The following is a 15,745-nucleotide window of genomic DNA, read 5'->3' as shown; positions in this document are numbered from 1 at the left end:
ACTTCCCGGAACGCGGCGCCCGGCGGGGCCGTCCCGGCGGGCCCTCAGAAGGGCTGTCGTTCGTAGCGTCGCATCTCGTCCGATGGCACGATCTCGACGCCCAGCGGGGCGAGCGAGATCGGGATCAGCTTGAAGTTGGCGATGCCGAACGGGATGCCGATGATCGTGAGGCAGAGCAGGAAGCCGGTGACGAGATGCCCGAGGGCCAGCCACCAGCCCGCGAATATGACCCAGATGACGTTCCCCACGAACGACCCCACTCCCGCGTCCCGCCTGGGCACGGTCGTCCGGCCGAACGGCCAGAGCACGTAGGCCGCGATGCGGAACGCGGCGATGCCGAACGGGATCGTGATGATGAGGATGAAGCAGATGATCCCGGCGAGCACGTAGCCCATCGCCATCCAGAAGCCCGCCAGGACCAGCCAGAGGATGTTCAGCACCGTGCGCACAAGAACCCCCCGAAAGTAGCCCAAAGCAGTTATTTCTCGCCGCCCCCACCCTCAAACAGGAGGCCCGCGCGAAGGAGACCCGCAGGTCGGCCCGCCCCACCCCCTCTTGACCTTGACACCGTGGCAAGCGCTTGGCTGGACCCGAGGAGGTGGCCCGATGACCATGCCGCGACAGGATGCGGATCGAGCCTTCCGGGGGCTGGAGAACAGCGATGCGTCGGTGCGGCTGCGGGCGGCGATGGCGGTCGGGACGTCCCCTGACGCGGCGTTCATCGACAAGCTCATCGAACGGTGCGCGGTCGAGCCCGAGTTCTTCGTGCGCGACATGCTCACGTGGGCGCTCACCCGCCACCCGGCGTCGCCGACCGTTCCGAAGCTCATCGATGAGCTCCGCTCGGAGCGCGCGCAGGCTCGGAGCCAGGCGCTGCACACGCTGTCCAAGATCGGGGACCGGCGCGCGTGGCCGGCGATCACCCACGGGCTTCTGCGCGACGCCGACGACGAGGTGGCGCGGAGCGCTTGGCGGACGGCGGTCGTGCTCGTGCCCGAAGGGGAAGAACCCGAGTTGGCCGCCGTCCTGGCGACCCAGCTCGGGCGCGGCGGACGCGAGACGCAGTTGAGCCTCAGCCGGGCGCTGATCGCGCTCGGGGAGGTGGTCTCTCCGGTGCTGCGGGCCGCGATGACGGATCCGGACCGTCGCGTGCGCACCCACGCGATCGCCACGGAACGGCTGCTGCGCGACCCGGACGCCGGATTCGAGTTCGCGATCGAGGAGGCGAAGCGCGTCATCGCCCTCGGCACGACCGGCCAGGAGGGATGACAGGCAGTGTTGATCGGTGAGGTGGCCCGCCGGTCCGGGGTCAGCGCCCGCATGCTCAGGCACTACGAGTCGCTCGGCCTGGTGCGGCCGACGGGCCGTACCGGCGCCGGCTACCGGGAGTACTCCAGCGAGGACATCCGGCGGATCTTCCACATCGAGAGCCTGCGGTCCTTGGGGCTTTCGCTGCGCGAGGTCGGGCGCGCGCTCGACGACCCCGGCTTCACGCCCTCCGAACTCGTCGACGACCTCATCAGCCGGACGCGAGAGCGCATCGCACGCGAGACGGAGCTGCTCACGCGCCTCCACCGCATCGATGCCGCCGAGCCCGCCGGCTGGGAGGACGTCCTCCAGACCGTCGCGCTCCTCCAGGCACTGAGGTCGGAGAGCGCGGGGAAGCGGCAGCGCGCGGCCCTCTCCTCGGTCGAGGAGGTGCCGGTCCCGGTGGAAGCACTGGTCGAAGCGGCCCTGAGCGAGACGGACCCGAACGTCGCCGGGGCGCTTCGCTGGGCTCTGGCGCAGGCGGGCGGCAGCGCGTTGGCGCCGCTGGCGGACGGCCTGGGCTCCCCGGCGGCCGAGGTGCGGAAGCGCGCCGTCCAGTCCATCGCCGAGATTCCCGGCGATGAGGCCACCGCACTGCTGCGGGACGCACTCAAGAGCCCTGACATCGTCGTCCGCAGGTATGCGGCCCTGGCGCTCGGAACACGCGGGGTGGCCGACGCCGTCCCGACACTGATCGACATGATCGTGGCGGAGGCGAACGACGTCGACGCGGCCGACGCGCTGAGCACCCTGGCGAGCCGCCCCGCACCGGCGGACCAGATCGCCGCCGCCCTCATCGACCATCTCGCCCACAGCACCACGGACCCGCCCGCACGCCGACGCCTGACCCAAGCACTCGCTGACATCCCGGGAACGACGGCCTCCCGCGCCCTCGCAGACCTCTCGCAGGACGAAGACCACGTCGTCGCCCTCACCGCGACCTACATCCTGCGGATGCGCGACGAACAATGACGGGAAAAGTGGGGCGTCCTGTTGAATCCGCCCCTTCCCATTCGACGCATAGGTGAGCCAGGGTTGCATCGGTCGATGGGACCGGTCCCGGCCGACCGCGAAGGAGCACAGCGATGAAGGTCATGGTTCTGGGCAAGGCGACGGAGCGGTCCGAGGCCGGCGAGCTCGGCACGGCCGAGGAGTTCGCGGCGATGGAGCTGTACAACGAGAAGCTCATCGAGGCGGGGATCGTGCTGGCCGGCGACGGGCTCCAGCCGAGCAGCAAGGGCAAGCGGATCGCCTTCGACGCCGACGGCGACACCACGGTGATCGACGGCCCGTTCACCGAGACGAAGGAACTGGTCGCCGGCTACGCGATCTGGGAGGTCGCCTCGATGGAGGAGGCCGTGGAGTGGGTCAAGCGCTCTCCGCTGCGCGACAGCGAGGTCGAGCTGCGGAAGATCCTCGACGCCGACGACTTCACTGAGTCCTTCGGGGACGAGATCGCGGCGGCCGAGCGGCAACTGCGCGCAGAGCCCGCCGCCGACCAGTAGTGGCCTCGGCGACCCAGCAGGCGATCGACGCGGTCTGGCGGATCGAGTCCGCCAGGCTGATCGCCGGCCTGACCCGCGCCGTCTCCGATGTCGGGCTGGCCGAAGACCTCGCGCAGGACGCGCTCGTCGCTGCGCTCGAACAGTGGCCCGAGTCAGGCGTCCCGGACAACCCGGGCGCCTGGCTCATGGCCGTGGCGCGCCGCCGCGGCGTCGACACCGTCCGGCGCGCCGCGACGCTGCAGAGCAAGGTCGAACTGCTCGGTCGCGAGCTCAACGATCACGAGACTCCGATGGACGAGATCGAGCTCGACCCCCATGTCGAGGACGACGTGCTGCGGCTGATGTTCACCGCGTGCCACCCCGTGCTGTCGGTCGAAGCCCGCGTGGCCCTCACGCTGAAGATGGTCGCCGGGCTGTCGACCGAGGAGATCGCCCGCGCGTTCCTGGTGCGGACGACCACGATGGCGGCGCGGATCACCCGGGCGAAGAAGGCGCTCACCGAGGCCGGGGTGCCCTTCGAGGTCCCGGTCGGCGCGGAACTCGCCGACCGGCTGGGCTCCGTGCTCGAAGCCGTCTACCTGGTCTTCAACGAGGGCTACACGGCCACCGCCGGCGAGCGGTGGGCACGCGCCGAGCTGTGCCAGGAGGCGATGCGCCTCGGCCGCATGCTCGCCGCCCTGGCCGCCGGCGAGTCCGAGACGCATGCCCTGGTGGCGTTGATGGAGATCCAGGCGTCCCGCCTCCGCGCCCGCACCGGGCCCGACGGCGGGATCGTCACGCTCGACAAGCAGGACCGCGCCCGCTGGGACCGGTTGCTGATCACGCACGGTCTCGCCGCGCTCGATCGGGCCGAAGAGATCGGTGCCACCGGCTCCTACGCGATCCAGGCGAAGATCGCGGCCTGCCACGCCAGAGCGCCGCGCGCCGAGGACACCGACTGGGCGCGCATCGCCTCCCTGTACGGAGACCTCGTCGCGCTGACCCGCTCGCCGATCGTCGAACTGAACCGCGCGGTCGCCGTGTCCATGGCCGACGGGCCGGCCGCCGGGCTCGCCGTGACCGACGGGCTGCTCGACGTCGCCGCGCTGCGCGAGTACCACCTGCTGCCGAGCGTGCGCGGCGACCTGCTGGCCAGGCTCGGCCGCTCCATGGAGGCACGTGCCGAGTTCGAGCGTGCCGCCGAGCTCACCTCGAACGAGGCCGAGCGCGCACATCTGCTCGCCCGGGCCCGCAACTCCTGATCAAGACCGCTGCAGCACTCCCCCTCGCCCCCGCCCGCCGAGCCTGATCGACGCGGCGATGAGAGCGGCCCGTGCTCGCGGGCCGCTTGGGCGTAGGGCCGTTTCCCTGTCTGATCATTTCTCCGACGGCATCTTTTCGGTGGTGCGCGCTTCTCAGGTGGCCAGTGGCAGTGTTCGGCCGTCCGGACGACGGGTCGGAGGGCGATGACGCCTCCCGTAAGCCACCGGTCTTAGGTCGACCAGCACGCCATCTCGACCGCCGGCTTCGCACTGTCCCGGCCGTCCACCCACTCCGGGACAGGGCTCGGGGCCTTCTCGCAGGCCTGGTCCCATTCCGAGAGCAGCCAGTCGTGGGCGTCCTCAGGATCGATGTGGAACGGCGGCGATGAGCCTCGGCGACTTGATGAGCCAGGCAACCGTCCGGACGGGCCGGCCCTTCGGGTTGGCGACATCGAGCTTGTCGGTCTTCCCGATGAGTTCCACTCCTGCCCGCTCGGCAGGCAGCACCACTCGGCAGGCAGCACCGCGCGGCCCTGACTCAGAACTCGGTGTCCGCCGGGAAGCCGGTGGTGTGCAGCGTTGGCATGGTTCTCTCGGCTTCCTCCCGACTCATGGGCACGTCAAGCACCGGTGGGACGTGGTGCAGGTGCGACCGGTGTGGGGAGTCGCGGTCATAACGGAGACCGGGTGGGGTGGCGCTGCGTACGGGGCGGTTTCGTCGGGCAGGCTCCGCCTGCCCCCGCCCGACGCGCCACCCCACTCCTCCAAGAGCCGCCCACCGCAAAGGGCGTACTGCCCGACAAGGGGGGCGCCCGCAAGTGCGCAGGACGCCCCGGCAGTCGCCCCAGGCAGTGGGACGCCCACAAGAGAACCCGGGCCCACAAGAGAACGGAGTTCGCAGGGGAACAGGGTTCGCGGGGGAACGGAGGCTATAGGGGTGGGAGATTCGAGAAAATGGGAGGACAAGGGGCTGGGCGTCTGGAATGAGCGGGTACCTATAAGGGGGGCAGTGTCCGAAAAATAGGGTTGTTGGAGGAGTTGTGCGCAGCCTTGAGATCTCGAACTTGGTTCTGATTCCCACAGGGGATGGCTTTCTTTTTGGTGACAATAGTAAGACGCTTATCCGGAGCTTATTCGGGGCTTGTTCGCTCATCAGTTCGATATACTGTGCGCATGCATTCGGTCTCGGTCGATCCGGTCTCGGCATCCACCATGGAATTGGTGAACGCCGCGGCGGTGATCGCGGCCGAGCTGGCCAAGCGCGCCGCACCTGAATCGGCCGCCGCGTGCATGGAGTTGACCGAGGCCCTCGCCGCCGCTGCCGATATGCACGAGGCCGCCCTGGCCGCATTCATCGGTGTGGTCGACAACGGCCGGGAAGTGCAGCGTTGGGGCTTCCCCTCCACGCAGTCATGGCTGCGCAACCGCCTGGGCATGCGTGACGCCTCCGCCAAGGAACGCCTCACACTGGCGCGGCAGCGGCACCGCCTCACCGAACTCACCCGCCGGTGGCAGGCCGGGACGATCTCGTTCGGATACGCCGCCACCATCGCGGGCGCGGTCGCCCGCCTGGACGACGCGGACTGCCAGGCCGCCGAAGAGATCCTGCTCGGCATGGTCGACCAGTCCTGCTCGGCCGGGAAGGTCGCCGCGTTCGGCCGCCGCATCCGCGAGGTGATCGCCGAACGCGACGGCACCGAACCCTCACCGGACGCCGACACGCGACGCGGCTACGAGCGGTCCTGGATCGATACGACCCGCTCCCTGGACGGCGGCCGCTACGTCAAAGGCTGGCTCAACGCCGAAGACGCCGCCATCTGGGACGGCACCCTGGGCCCGCTGGCCAAGCCGGCCGGACCCGACGACCGCCGCGACCTGTCCGAACGCACCGCTGCGGCGCTGTCGAGTGTGCTGTCCGGCGGACACAAGGCCACCAAGGTCACCGTCGTCTGCGACCTGGACACCCTCACCGGCGGTACTACTCCCGCCCGCCTGACCGACGGCACCCCCGTCCCCGCCGAGCAAGCCCGCCGCATCGCCCTTGCGGCCGGAGTCTCACCCCTCCTGCTCGGCACGGGCAACATCCCCCTCTACCTGGGCCGCACCCAACGCTTCGCCACCCCGGCTCAGCGCCGCGTCCTGGAAACGCTCAATCCGACCTGCGCGGTCGAGGGCTGCGAGGTCCCCGGCACCCTGTGCGAAGTCGACCACGTCACCGGATGGGCCCTGGGCAGCCCCACCGACATCGACCAGCTCACCCTCACCTGCGGATGGCACAACCGCTGGAAAGCCACCAACCCCCACCGACTCCACATCACCCGCTCCCTTGGCGGCCGTTACACCTACCACCTCCGCCCACCCGGCACAGACCTACCGGCCACCCGCCCACCGAGCACCACGCCCAGCCGCCCACCCCGCCCCTCGGCCGAACACCCCCTCAACCCCTGGATCGTGGAGCCCAAAACGATCCCCCCGGTCCGCATAACCGACCCCACCGCACAGCAACCACCTCCACAGCACCCACGCGGCCCCTGATCTAACCGACCCACCGCAGCGTCACCGTCAAGGTGCCCGGTCTCCACCCCCAGCGCCTCCGCCAGCATCCGGTCTGCGCATGCCGAGCCACAGGCGCCAGGTGGCCGCCGCCCCTCCGGTGGCGGGCTCTCGAGGAGCGATTCGGTTCTGGTCGGACGACAACCGGCCGCGACTTGGCCGCCGGCCCCACAGGAGTCGCCATCCTTTGACTCATGCTTAATTTCTGAACGCCTACAAGAGGCGCCGGCCAGGCGGAGCGCTACAGTAAAATCGACCCACGAATTATGCGATGCAGATCAAATGCAATACTTGGGGGCAACATGACGTCTATTCGCCTTTTTGTCGCATCGATTACCGCTACCTGCTTGCTGGCCAGTTGGGAGACCGGCGCCGCGAGAGCCGCCGTCAGCCATTTCGACGACGGCAGCTTCGAGACACCCGCCGTCTCGGCCAACGCGACCGTGAATGTGGTTGCCGGGGGTACGATCGGACCATGGCGGGTCACCTCCGGAAGCGTAGACATCGTCAGGCAGAACTACTGGCAGGCGGCCGAGGGCGACCAGTCCGTGGACCTCAGCGGCTGGTTGGCCGGAACTGTCGCCCAAACTTTCCTCACGGTGCCTGGGAAGAGGTACTCGGTGGCATATTCCCTCGCGGGCAACCCGATGGCCGGTCCGGTAGTGAAATCTGGAAAGGTACTGGTGAACGGCCAGAACTTCCAAGACTTCACCTTCGATGTAACCGGCAAGACCAATGCGAACATGGGCTACGTGTCCCGGGTGGTGACCTTCGTGGCACGGGAGACCTCCACGACGCTTGCGTTCGTCAGCACGACCAACAGTGTCGCTGGGCCGGTCATCGATGACGTCACAGTCTGCGCGTGCGCGCCGCGCAATTGCTGCGGCTGAGTACAGCACTCCCCAGTGCGGCGTCGGTTCCTTGCTGATCGGCACAGGCCGCATCTTGAAGGTGGGAGAACTTGGCCGCCGGTCGGGGATCTGAACCACCTCGTCCGAGCCTTCGGACGTTCAGTCTCCAGTCCCGGCACTGCCCCCCGGCGACGGCGTCCCTTGACCGATCCGGCCAATGAGCCGTCCTGACGTGCGTCACGGCATCGAATCCTGGCGAGGCGGCAAGTCCGGTAGTTGAGGAGGTAGTGCTCTGGAAAAGCCCTCGGCATACACCGCCTCGGCATACACCGCGCCGCCCTGCGCTTCTTCTGGAGCGACCGGGCCCCGCAACCTGCTGCTCGGCGTTGATCGGCTATCACCGCCACAGCCCGCCCGACGATGACAGCGTGAGCCGCCCAGAACTTTCCGGATAGCGAACCGCCTGGTCGACTGTCGGGCCGTTGATCTAGTGTCATGCCGTTCAGCGGGCCCTGGTGCCTCGGACCACGTGACCGGAGGAGTCGATGACGACAGGGCGGCCGATGCCCACGCAGGACGACGTGCTCGGGTACTTCGACACGCTGTCGAACTGGGGACGGTGGGGCGACGACGACGAGCTCGGCACCCTGAACCACATCACCGGCGACGTCCGGCTGGCGGCGGCGCGGGCCGTGCGCCACGGCAGGAGCGTGTCGTGCGCCTGGGAGGTCGCCGTACCGAAGGACATGGAGCGGTCGACGACGACGTGCCCGTGCGCCGCCGACATGCCGGGTGCCGAGAACATGCCGGCCGCCTTCCACAACGACCGGCGCTGGGGCTTCTCGTCCGAGCGGCTCGGCCTCACGTTCCACGGCAACACCCTCACCCACCTCGACTCGCCGTGCCACATCTTCTGGGACGGCCAGATGTACAACGGGCGGCCGCACTCGCTGGTCGACGCCGAGACGGGATCGGCGTGGGCGGCCGTCACGGCGGCGGCGAACGGGATCGTCACGCGTGGCGTCCTGCTGGACGTCGCGAAGGTCCGCGATGTGCCGTGGCTGGAACCGGGGCAGGGAGTGTTCCCCGACGATCTCGAGGAGGCCGAGCGTCGCCAGGGTGTCCGGGTGCGGCCCGGTGATGCGGTACTCCTGCGGACCGGCTATGGCCGCGTCCGGCACGAGGTCGGTGAGTCCGGCGGTATCCGGCAGGCCGGCTGGCACGCGTCCTGCCTGCCGTGGCTGCACGAGCGAGGCGTCGCGCTGATCGGCGCCGACACTCCCCAGGACGTCCAGCCGTCCGGGTACGAGGACGTGTTGATGCCGGTCCACGCCGTGAGCCTCGTCGCGATGGGTCTGTGGCTGCTCGACAACTGCGACCTGGAGGCGTGCGCGACGACGGCCGCCGAGCTCGGCCAGTGGGACTTCCACCTCGCGGTCGCGCCGGTCCGCTTCGCCGGCACGTCCGGCAGCCCGGTCAACCCGATCGCCACCTTCTGACCCGACGACTCGCGCCCGCCGGCGCCGGCATTGGACAGGTAATTAGCTAATTGCCATAATGGCCGGGTGCTGGATGTGGAGCTGATCAAGGCGCTGGCCAATGACAAGCGCCTGCTGATCCTGGAGTGGCTGCGGGAGCCCGAGCGGCACTTTCCGCCGCAGCGTGACGGCGACCTGGTCCGCGACGGGGTCTGTTCGTTGTTCATCGCCCAGAAGCTGGGCGTGAGCCAGCCGACCTGCGGCGAGCATCTGCGCGTGCTGTCGCAGGCGCGGCTCGTGCGCGGCAAGAAGATCAAGCAGTGGGTGTTCTACCAGCGCGACGAGGACCGCATCGCGGAGGCCAAGGAGTTGCTGAGCAGTGAGTGGTGAGCTCGACGGGACCGTCACGGCGCCCCGAGACCTTGAGCTGTACGACCGGCTCGTCCGGGACCTGGACGCCGCCGGGGCCCGGTACCGGCTGATCGACCACGCGCCCGAAGGGCGGACCGATGCGATCAGCGAGCTTCGCGGGCACGATGTCGCCCACGCCGCCAAGTGCCTGATCGTCATGGTCAAGCTCGGGAAGAAGCGGACCCGGTACGTGCTGGCCGTGGTGCCCGGCGACGCCCGCCTGGATCTGCAGGCGCTTAAGGCCCTGCTGGAGGGCACCTATGTCGCCTTCGCCGGCCGGGACAAGGCCGAGCAGCTGGCCGGCAGCGTCAGCGGCACCGTGCTGCCCTTCAGTTACCACCCCGACCTGGAGGTCATCGCCGACCCGGCCCTGCTGCGAAGTCCCGAGCTGTACTTCAACGCGGCCCGGCTGGACCGTTCGATCGCCCTGGCCACCGACGATTACCGGCGCCTGGCCTCCCCCCGGATCGCCCCCATCACCCTCACGTCCTGACCCTTGCCGCCACCGCCCGTGCAACCGGCCACAAGGCTGGAACCGTTCTGGCTCCGGGCCAGTCCGATCACGGTGATCACGGAAGGGGACGCCATGGAGACGGGTGCTGGAGAGGCTGAGTTCCAGGAGGCGAAGTCGCTCCAGAAGCAGGGCCAGGTGCGGGAAGCCGTACGGCATTTCAGGGCCGCCGCCGAGGCGGGGCACGTCGGCGCCATGCTCAAGCTCGGGGTCCTGGTCGTGGGGCGGGACGAGGCCGAGGCCGAGCGGTGGTGGCGCGCGGCGGCCGAAGCGGGCGAGCGGGTCGCGCAGCTCAACCTCGGCATCCTCTGCTCGGACCAGGGCCGGGTCGAGGAGGCCGAGAGGTGGTACCGCGAAGCGGCCGAGGCGGGAGAGCTCGGCGCCCGGCACAATCTCGGGCTGCTGCTCATCGGACGCCGGGACGTGGAGGCGGCCGCCGAGCAGTTCCGCATCGCGGCCGAGGCCGGGCACACCGACTCGGTCACCAACCTCGGTCTGGCGCTCGGTGAGATGGGCCGGGCGGAGGAGTCCGAGGAATGGCTGCGGCGCGCCGCCGGAGAGGGCGACGGCCGTGCGCTCAGCGCCCTCGCCAACCACCTCTACTCCCAGGGCCGGCGCGAGGAGGCCGACGAGTGGTGGGAGAAGGGGGCGGCAGCGGGTGACCCGGACTCCCTGTTCAACCTCGGCGTCCGTTGCGAGCACAGGAACGACATGGCAGGGGCGGAGGAGTACTTCCGCAGGGCCGGCCAGGCCGGGCATCCGCGCGGTGCGGCAAGGGCGGCGGCCGTGGCCCGCGGACTTCGCGAGAACGGCGCCCCCTACATGCCCGGCCTTTTCTGACCGGTCTCTGCTCTCGGCTCGCCCTGCCTCCGTCAGGGGAGGGCGGTGAGCTTGCGGTGGAGGAGGGTGCGTTCTTGGTCGTTGGCCGTCAGCTTCATGGCTCGTTCCAGCTCGGTGCGGGCTTCCTCCGGCCGGCCCAGGCGGATCAGCAGTTCGCCTCGGACGCTCGGGAGGAGGTGGGAGTTCGCCAGGGCGCCTGAGGCCGTGAGGTCGTCGACGATCGCGAGGGCGGCGGCCGGGCCGCCGGCCATGGAGACCGCCACGGCTCTGTTGAGGTCGACTACCGGAGACGGCGCCAGGCGGCCCAAGGCCTCGTAGAGGAGGACTATGCGGTCCCAGTCGGTCTCGCCTACAGACGAGGCCAGGGCGTGGCATTCGGCTATCGCCGCCTGGAGGCCGTAGAAGCCGAGGCCTCGGCCGGCCTGCTGCGCGTGGGCCAGGGCGGCCCGGCCCCGGCCGATCGCGGCGCGGTCCCAGCGGGTGCGGTCCTGGTCCTCCAGGAGTACCGGCTCGCCGTCCGGGCCGGTGCGGGCGGGGAAGCGCGCCGCGGTCAGCTCCAGCAGGGCCAGCAGGCCGTGGACCTCCGGCTCGTCCTGCATCAGCTGGGCCAGGACGCGGGCAAGGCGCTGCGCCTCGCCCGCGACGTCGAACCGGATCAGCTCGTCGCCGGAACTGGCCGTGGAGCCCTCGGTGAAGATCAGGTACACGACATTGAGGACGGACGGCAGGCGCTTGGCCCGGTCCTCCGCGGTGGGCACCTCGAACGGCACCCGGGCCGCGCCGAGGGTCTTCTTCGCGCGGGTGATCCGGGCCTGGACGGTCGCGGTCGGGACGAGGAACGCCCGTGCGATCTCATCGCTGGTCAGGCCGCCGACCACCCGCAGCGTCAGCGCGATCCGCGCCTCCCGCGACAGGACGGGGTGGCACGAGACGAACATGAGCGCGAGCACGTCGTCGTCGATCTGGTCGGGGTCCCAGAGCACGTCGCCGGCCTCCTCGGGCGGTCTTCCCGTGGCGGCCCCGCCCTCGCCCAGCTCGTGGGCGAGGGCGGCGTACCGCTCGTCGCGGGCGGAGCGGCGGCGGAACGCGTCGATCGCGCGCCGCCGTCCGACGGTGAGCAGCCACCCCGACGGGTTGCGGGGGACGCCGTCGCGCGGCCAGGTCACGAGCGCCTCGGCCAGCGCCTCCTGGGCGAGGTCCTCGGCCAGCGCGAAGTCGCCGGTGTAGCGCGCGAGCGCGCCGACGATCCGCGCCGACTCGATCCGCCAGACGGCGGCGACGGCCTCGCGGCCGGTGGGGTCGCCGGTCACAGCTGGCCCGTGGCCTCGCGCCAGGCCCGCTCCTTCTTGATCCACTCGTTGTCCTGCGGGAACTCGTCGATGGTGGGGACCCGGCGGATCTCGGTCTTGAAGCCGGGACCGGCCGGCGCCCGCTTGGCCCACTCGACGGCCTCCTCCTTCGAGGCCACGTTGAGGATGTAGAACCCGCCGAACAGCTCCTTCGTCTCGCCGTACGGGCCGTCGGTGACCACGGGCGGCTCGGAGGAGTGGTCGACGACCACGCTCTCGGACGGGTCGTCGAGGCCCTCAGCGGCGAGCAGCACCCCGGCCCGGATCAGCTCCTGGTTGAACCGGCCCACGGTCTCGATCATCTGGGCGTGGTCCGTCTCCGCCATGCCCGCGTAGGCCTCGTCGGTCGCCCGCATGATCAGCATGTACTTCATGTTCTCCGTCTCCCTGTTCGTCCGGCCCCCCGCGGGGCCCCTGCACCCCTAGGTCGAACGGGGGGCGGCCGGAATCAACACGCCCGCGAATTTTTTCCCGGAGACATTCTGGGCGAACGTTTCCCCCGGTCAAGCCGGGGACGTTTCACGGGCGCCAGTACAGCGCCGGGTCCGGGTGCTCGACGAAGCCGAGCTCGCGGTAGAGGGGGGCGCCCTCGCGGGAGGGACTCCGCCCTACGCGCTGGAGGCGGCGGTGCCGAAGGGGTTGTCGAGGACGTAGCGCCAGCGGCCGTCCGGGCCCCGGCGGGCGACGTCGGTGGCGGTGCCTTCGAGGCGGACCGGGCCCTCGTCCCCCTCGCCCTCGATCACCCAGTCCACGATCAGCAGGGCGAGGTCGCCGGAGGCGTAGGCGTGGCGGGGGCTGACCTTGATCGGCAGGCCGAGGGCCATGAAGCGGGCGTTGGCGGCATGGGCGTCGGAGCCGGTCAGCGGGGTGCCCGGCTCGGGGACGAACACCGCCCCCTCCTCGTACAGCTCCGCCACCGCCGCCGGGTCGCCGCTGTTGAAGCGGTCGGCGAACACGAGCATGACGTCCTCGGGGCGTTCGGCCAATGGGCGCATCGTCGTCCTTCCGGGTAGACAGGGTCGGGACGCGAAACGCTAGGAGGCGCTCTCGTGACTCACCAAACGGTCAGCCGCCCAGGGCTGCCCGACGATCCGCACGCCCGCGTGGCGGAGCCCACGCCCACCTGTCCGGTGGAGATCACCCTGACCGCGCTGCGCGGCCGCTGGACGACCCTGGTGATCCGCGAGCTCCTGCAAGGCGACCGCTCGTACAGCGAGCTGCGGCAGGCGCTCCCCGCCTTGTCCGACAAGGTGCTCACCGACCGGCTGGCGCATCTCGTCGAGACGGGCGTGATCGAAAGGGAGAGACGGGCGGGCTGGCCGCCGCGCACGCGGTACGCGCTGACTCCGCAGGGTCGCCGGTTGGGGCCGGTTCTCCAGGCGCTCTGGGACTGGGGCGCCGAGCGTTAGTCAGCCCAGGAGGCCCCGGATCATGTCGCGGTAGGCGTCCTTCATGGGGAGATCGCGCTCGGTGCGGATCCGGCGGCGAGTGGCGATCACGTCCGTGCCGCGGATCGGGTCGTGACCCGCCTTCTCGTAGGCCTCCCACCACAGTCCGACGCCGCGCCGCTGCCAGGACGGGACCTCGTTGAAGTTGACGCCGCGTGAGAAGAGCAGTTCGTTCTTGTCGGCGATGGACGTCCGTTCCAGCCTGCGGGTCGCCTGCCGCGCGGACATGCCCTCGTTGCGCAGCGTCCAGTAGCACCAGCCGTTCAGGGCGCACCGCGCCGCGTCGGCCTGGCGCCAGGACAGGTAGTCGACCACGTCCTCGGGGCAGGCGCCCATCCAGACGCGGCCGTCGAAGACGGCGGGCTCTCCGGCGGCGTGGGTGAAGGCGGCGGTGGCGATGCCCGCGGACAGCGAGACGAGCTTCTCCACCTCGCGGCCGAACAGGTCGAAGGCGGGGTCCAGGACGACGGAGATCTCGTCGCTCTCGGTGTAGGCGTACCGCCCGCCGAGCTCGGTGAGCAGGGTGGTCGCGGTGTCCGCCATGAGGGCGGAGAAGCGCGGGTCGAAGGGCTTGTCGAAGCGGCTCTCGGTGTAGCGGGAGAAGGAGCGGCCGTCCACGCGCACGACGGCCCAGGCGCCGGGGAGAAGCGTCAATGAGTGGAACCACTCGCGGGCGCGCATTCGCGCTTCAAGGTCCTTCATCCAGGGGCTCCTCGGGCCGGGTCACGACGAAGCCTCCGGCGCTGTCGTGGCCGACGGAGCAGACCTCGTCGAAGCCGTCGGACGGGCGCGGGCGGCGGAGTCGCTTGAGCGTGGCATGGATCCCGACGTCCGGCACCCGGATTACCGGCGGGCGCGCCGCGTTGCGGTCCCTCGACGCGGCGAAGTCGGGCGGGAACCAGTAGGCGGTGACGCGGGCGCCGTGGCGACGGCCCAGGGCGATGAGCGGCCCCCACTCCTCTGGGGACGGGTTCGTGTTGTCGACCGCGACGCACCGGCCTGATTCGAGGGCCTCGGCGATGAGCCTGAGCTGGCGGGCCTGCTTCCGGCGGGCGGACTTCGGGAACAGGTCCTTGCTCACGTGGACGTGTGTGGCGGCGAGTCTCTGCCGGTAGAACGTCGTCTTGCCGGACGCTTGCAGGCCGACGAGGATCACGAGTTCGGGCATCAGGCGGGGGTGAGCTCGGCTACCAGGGCGGCGGCGTCGGTTTCGGTCGTCTCGCGGAAGGACTCGCCCGCCCAGAGGTTGACGCCGTCCGGGTCGCCTTGGGCCGCGGACGCCCGGCGCAGCGGCGCCGTCACGTAGTGGACGTCCGGGTAGGCGGCGGGCGCTTCCCCCGAGTGCTCGGCGAGGAAGCGGTTGACGAGCCCCCGCGCGGGACGCCCGCTGAACGCCCTGGTCATCGCGGTGGAGGTGAAGCGGGGGTCGGTCAGGGCGGCCTTGTGGACGTCGCTGGCGCCGCTCTCCGGGCAGCGCAGGAACGCCGTCCCGAACTGGGCGGCGTCGGCGCCGAGGGACAGGACCTCGGCGACGTCGGAGGCGGTGGCGAGGCCGCCGGCGGCGATGAGGGGCTGCCGGGTGGCCTCGCGGACGGCCGGAAGCAGCGCGCGCAGGGGCTGCGCGTCGTCGAGGGTGTTGGCGAACGAGGCCCGGTGGCCTCCGGCCTCGGGGCCCTGGAGGCAGAGCACGTCGGCCTCGGACGCCCGGAGGGCCTCGTCCACGGAGGTCACGGTGACGATGACGGTGGCGCCGCGGTCCTTGAGCGCGCGGATCACGTCCGGAGTGGGGCAGCCGAACGTGAAGCTGACGAACGCGGGCGGGTCGGACACCAGGTCGGCGATCTTCCCGTCGTAGGCGTCGTCGCGGGCGCCCGGGACGCCCGGCTCGACGCCGAGGCGGGCGGCCTCGGGGGCGAGGCGGGCGCGGTAGCGGGCCACGGCCGCCGGGTCGACCTGGTCCAGGGACGGCATGAAGACGTTCATCCCGAACGGGCGGGACGTCAGCTTCCGCGTCGCGGCGATGTCGGCGCGCATCGCCTCGGGCGTCTTGTACCCGGCGGCGAGGAAGCCGAGGCCGCCCGCCTCCGAGACGGCGGCGGCCAGCTCCGGCGTCGACGGCCCGCCCGCCATCGGGGCCTGCACGATCGGCTTCTCCGGCCACATGGCGCTCACCTCGTCCGACTCCGGCTCATTATCCGCACGATAATCGCGGGGGACGCCGGGCGGTGAGGCCGGGGTCGCGGGAGGGAA

At 70.6% G+C, this 15,745-nt stretch carries 18 protein-coding genes; 11 read left to right on the top strand and 7 right to left on the bottom strand.

From position 1 onward, the window contains the following. Positions 1-44 precede the first annotated feature (44 nt). On the bottom strand, positions 45-449 hold the full coding sequence (locus tag ABWI07_RS06940; RefSeq protein WP_353817963.1) for a YccF domain-containing protein: 405 nt from the start codon (positions 447-449) through the stop codon (positions 45-47). A 157-nt stretch (positions 450-606) separates the two neighbouring features. On the opposite strand from ABWI07_RS06940, the gene ABWI07_RS06935 reads away from it, so the two are divergent. From ABWI07_RS06935 to ABWI07_RS06890, 10 genes are all read left to right on the top strand, one after another. Next, a complete protein-coding gene (locus tag ABWI07_RS06935) occupies positions 607-1,269 on the top strand; it encodes a HEAT repeat domain-containing protein (RefSeq protein ID WP_353817962.1) in 663 nt (220 codons plus the stop codon). Positions 1,270-1,275: 6 nt separating this feature from the next. Then, positions 1,276-2,280: a HEAT repeat domain-containing protein gene (locus ABWI07_RS06930; protein WP_353817961.1), complete on the top strand. Its 1,005-nt coding sequence runs from the start codon at positions 1,276-1,278 to the stop codon at positions 2,278-2,280. Positions 2,281-2,393: 113 nt separating this feature from the next. Then, positions 2,394-2,813 carry a YciI family protein gene (locus ABWI07_RS06925; RefSeq protein ID WP_149260004.1) on the top strand — a complete coding sequence of 140 codons (420 nt, stop codon included), beginning with the start codon at positions 2,394-2,396 and terminating at the stop codon, positions 2,811-2,813. Then, positions 2,813-4,054: an RNA polymerase sigma factor gene (locus ABWI07_RS06920; RefSeq protein ID WP_353817960.1), complete on the top strand. Its 1,242-nt coding sequence runs from the start codon at positions 2,813-2,815 to the stop codon at positions 4,052-4,054. Before ABWI07_RS06925 ends, ABWI07_RS06920 begins: the two co-directional genes overlap by 1 nt. Positions 4,055-5,227: 1,173 nt before the next feature. Next, a complete protein-coding gene (locus tag ABWI07_RS06915) occupies positions 5,228-6,589 on the top strand; it encodes an HNH endonuclease signature motif containing protein (RefSeq protein WP_353817959.1) in 1,362 nt (453 codons plus the stop codon). Between the two features lie 320 nt (positions 6,590-6,909). After that, a complete protein-coding gene (locus ABWI07_RS06910) occupies positions 6,910-7,497 on the top strand; it encodes a choice-of-anchor C family protein (RefSeq protein WP_353817958.1) in 588 nt (195 codons plus the stop codon). Positions 7,498-8,003: 506 nt separating this feature from the next. Next, positions 8,004-8,957, top strand: a complete 954-nt coding sequence (locus ABWI07_RS06905; RefSeq protein WP_353817957.1) for a cyclase family protein — start codon at positions 8,004-8,006, stop codon at positions 8,955-8,957. 66 nt (positions 8,958-9,023) lie between these two features. Next, positions 9,024-9,326, top strand: coding sequence for an ArsR/SmtB family transcription factor (locus ABWI07_RS06900; RefSeq protein ID WP_353817956.1), 303 nt, complete (start codon positions 9,024-9,026; stop codon positions 9,324-9,326). Then, a complete protein-coding gene (locus tag ABWI07_RS06895) occupies positions 9,316-9,840 on the top strand; it encodes a YbaK/EbsC family protein (protein WP_353817955.1) in 525 nt (174 codons plus the stop codon). Before ABWI07_RS06900 ends, ABWI07_RS06895 begins: the two co-directional genes overlap by 11 nt. Positions 9,841-9,933: 93 nt before the next feature. Next, complete coding sequence (locus ABWI07_RS06890; protein ID WP_353817954.1) at positions 9,934-10,698, top strand: tetratricopeptide repeat protein; 765 nt, start codon at positions 9,934-9,936, stop codon at positions 10,696-10,698. 32 nt (positions 10,699-10,730) lie between these two features. On the opposite strand, the gene ABWI07_RS06885 is transcribed toward ABWI07_RS06890, so the two are convergent. From ABWI07_RS06885 to ABWI07_RS06875, 3 genes are all read right to left on the bottom strand, one after another. Further along, positions 10,731-12,008 (bottom strand): RNA polymerase sigma factor, encoded by a 1,278-nt coding sequence (locus ABWI07_RS06885; protein ID WP_353817953.1) that lies wholly within the window; start codon positions 12,006-12,008, stop codon positions 10,731-10,733. Beyond that, entirely contained in the window at positions 12,005-12,421 is a 417-nt protein-coding gene (locus tag ABWI07_RS06880; protein ID WP_149260010.1) for a YciI family protein, read from the bottom strand. The genes ABWI07_RS06885 and ABWI07_RS06880 overlap by 4 nt, the downstream gene beginning before the upstream one ends. A gap of 234 nt (positions 12,422-12,655) precedes the next feature. Continuing rightward, on the bottom strand, positions 12,656-13,042 hold the full coding sequence (locus ABWI07_RS06875; protein ID WP_149260011.1) for a YybH family protein: 387 nt from the start codon (positions 13,040-13,042) through the stop codon (positions 12,656-12,658). 54 nt (positions 13,043-13,096) lie between these two features. On the opposite strand from ABWI07_RS06875, the gene ABWI07_RS06870 reads away from it, so the two are divergent. Continuing rightward, positions 13,097-13,456 carry a winged helix-turn-helix transcriptional regulator gene (locus ABWI07_RS06870; protein WP_353817952.1) on the top strand — a complete coding sequence of 120 codons (360 nt, stop codon included), beginning with the start codon at positions 13,097-13,099 and terminating at the stop codon, positions 13,454-13,456. On the opposite strand, the gene ABWI07_RS06865 is transcribed toward ABWI07_RS06870, so the two are convergent. Genes ABWI07_RS06865 through ABWI07_RS06855 form a run of 3 tightly spaced genes read right to left on the bottom strand, consistent with a single transcriptional unit; the run spans position 13,457 to position 15,658 of the window. Further along, positions 13,457-14,197 (bottom strand): tRNA(His) guanylyltransferase Thg1 family protein, encoded by a 741-nt coding sequence (locus tag ABWI07_RS06865; RefSeq protein WP_149260013.1) that lies wholly within the window; start codon positions 14,195-14,197, stop codon positions 13,457-13,459. After that, positions 14,184-14,663 carry an AAA family ATPase gene (locus ABWI07_RS06860; protein WP_353817951.1) on the bottom strand — a complete coding sequence of 160 codons (480 nt, stop codon included), beginning with the start codon at positions 14,661-14,663 and terminating at the stop codon, positions 14,184-14,186. Before ABWI07_RS06860 ends, ABWI07_RS06865 begins: the two co-directional genes overlap by 14 nt. Then, the gene (locus ABWI07_RS06855) at positions 14,663-15,658 is read right to left on the bottom strand and encodes a nitronate monooxygenase (protein ID WP_353817950.1); all 996 of its coding nucleotides are present in this window, start codon (positions 15,656-15,658) and stop codon (positions 14,663-14,665) included. Before ABWI07_RS06855 ends, ABWI07_RS06860 begins: the two co-directional genes overlap by 1 nt. Between the last annotated feature and the right edge of the window lie 87 nt (positions 15,659-15,745).

Origin of the sequence: Actinomadura sp. NPDC000600 (assembly GCF_040492135.1) — a bacterium.
In the GTDB taxonomy this organism is placed as follows: Bacteria; Actinomycetota; Actinomycetes; order Streptosporangiales; family Streptosporangiaceae; genus Spirillospora.
Note: the sequence above shows the minus strand (reverse complement) of the source record. Positions and strands in the feature narration are given on the sequence as shown.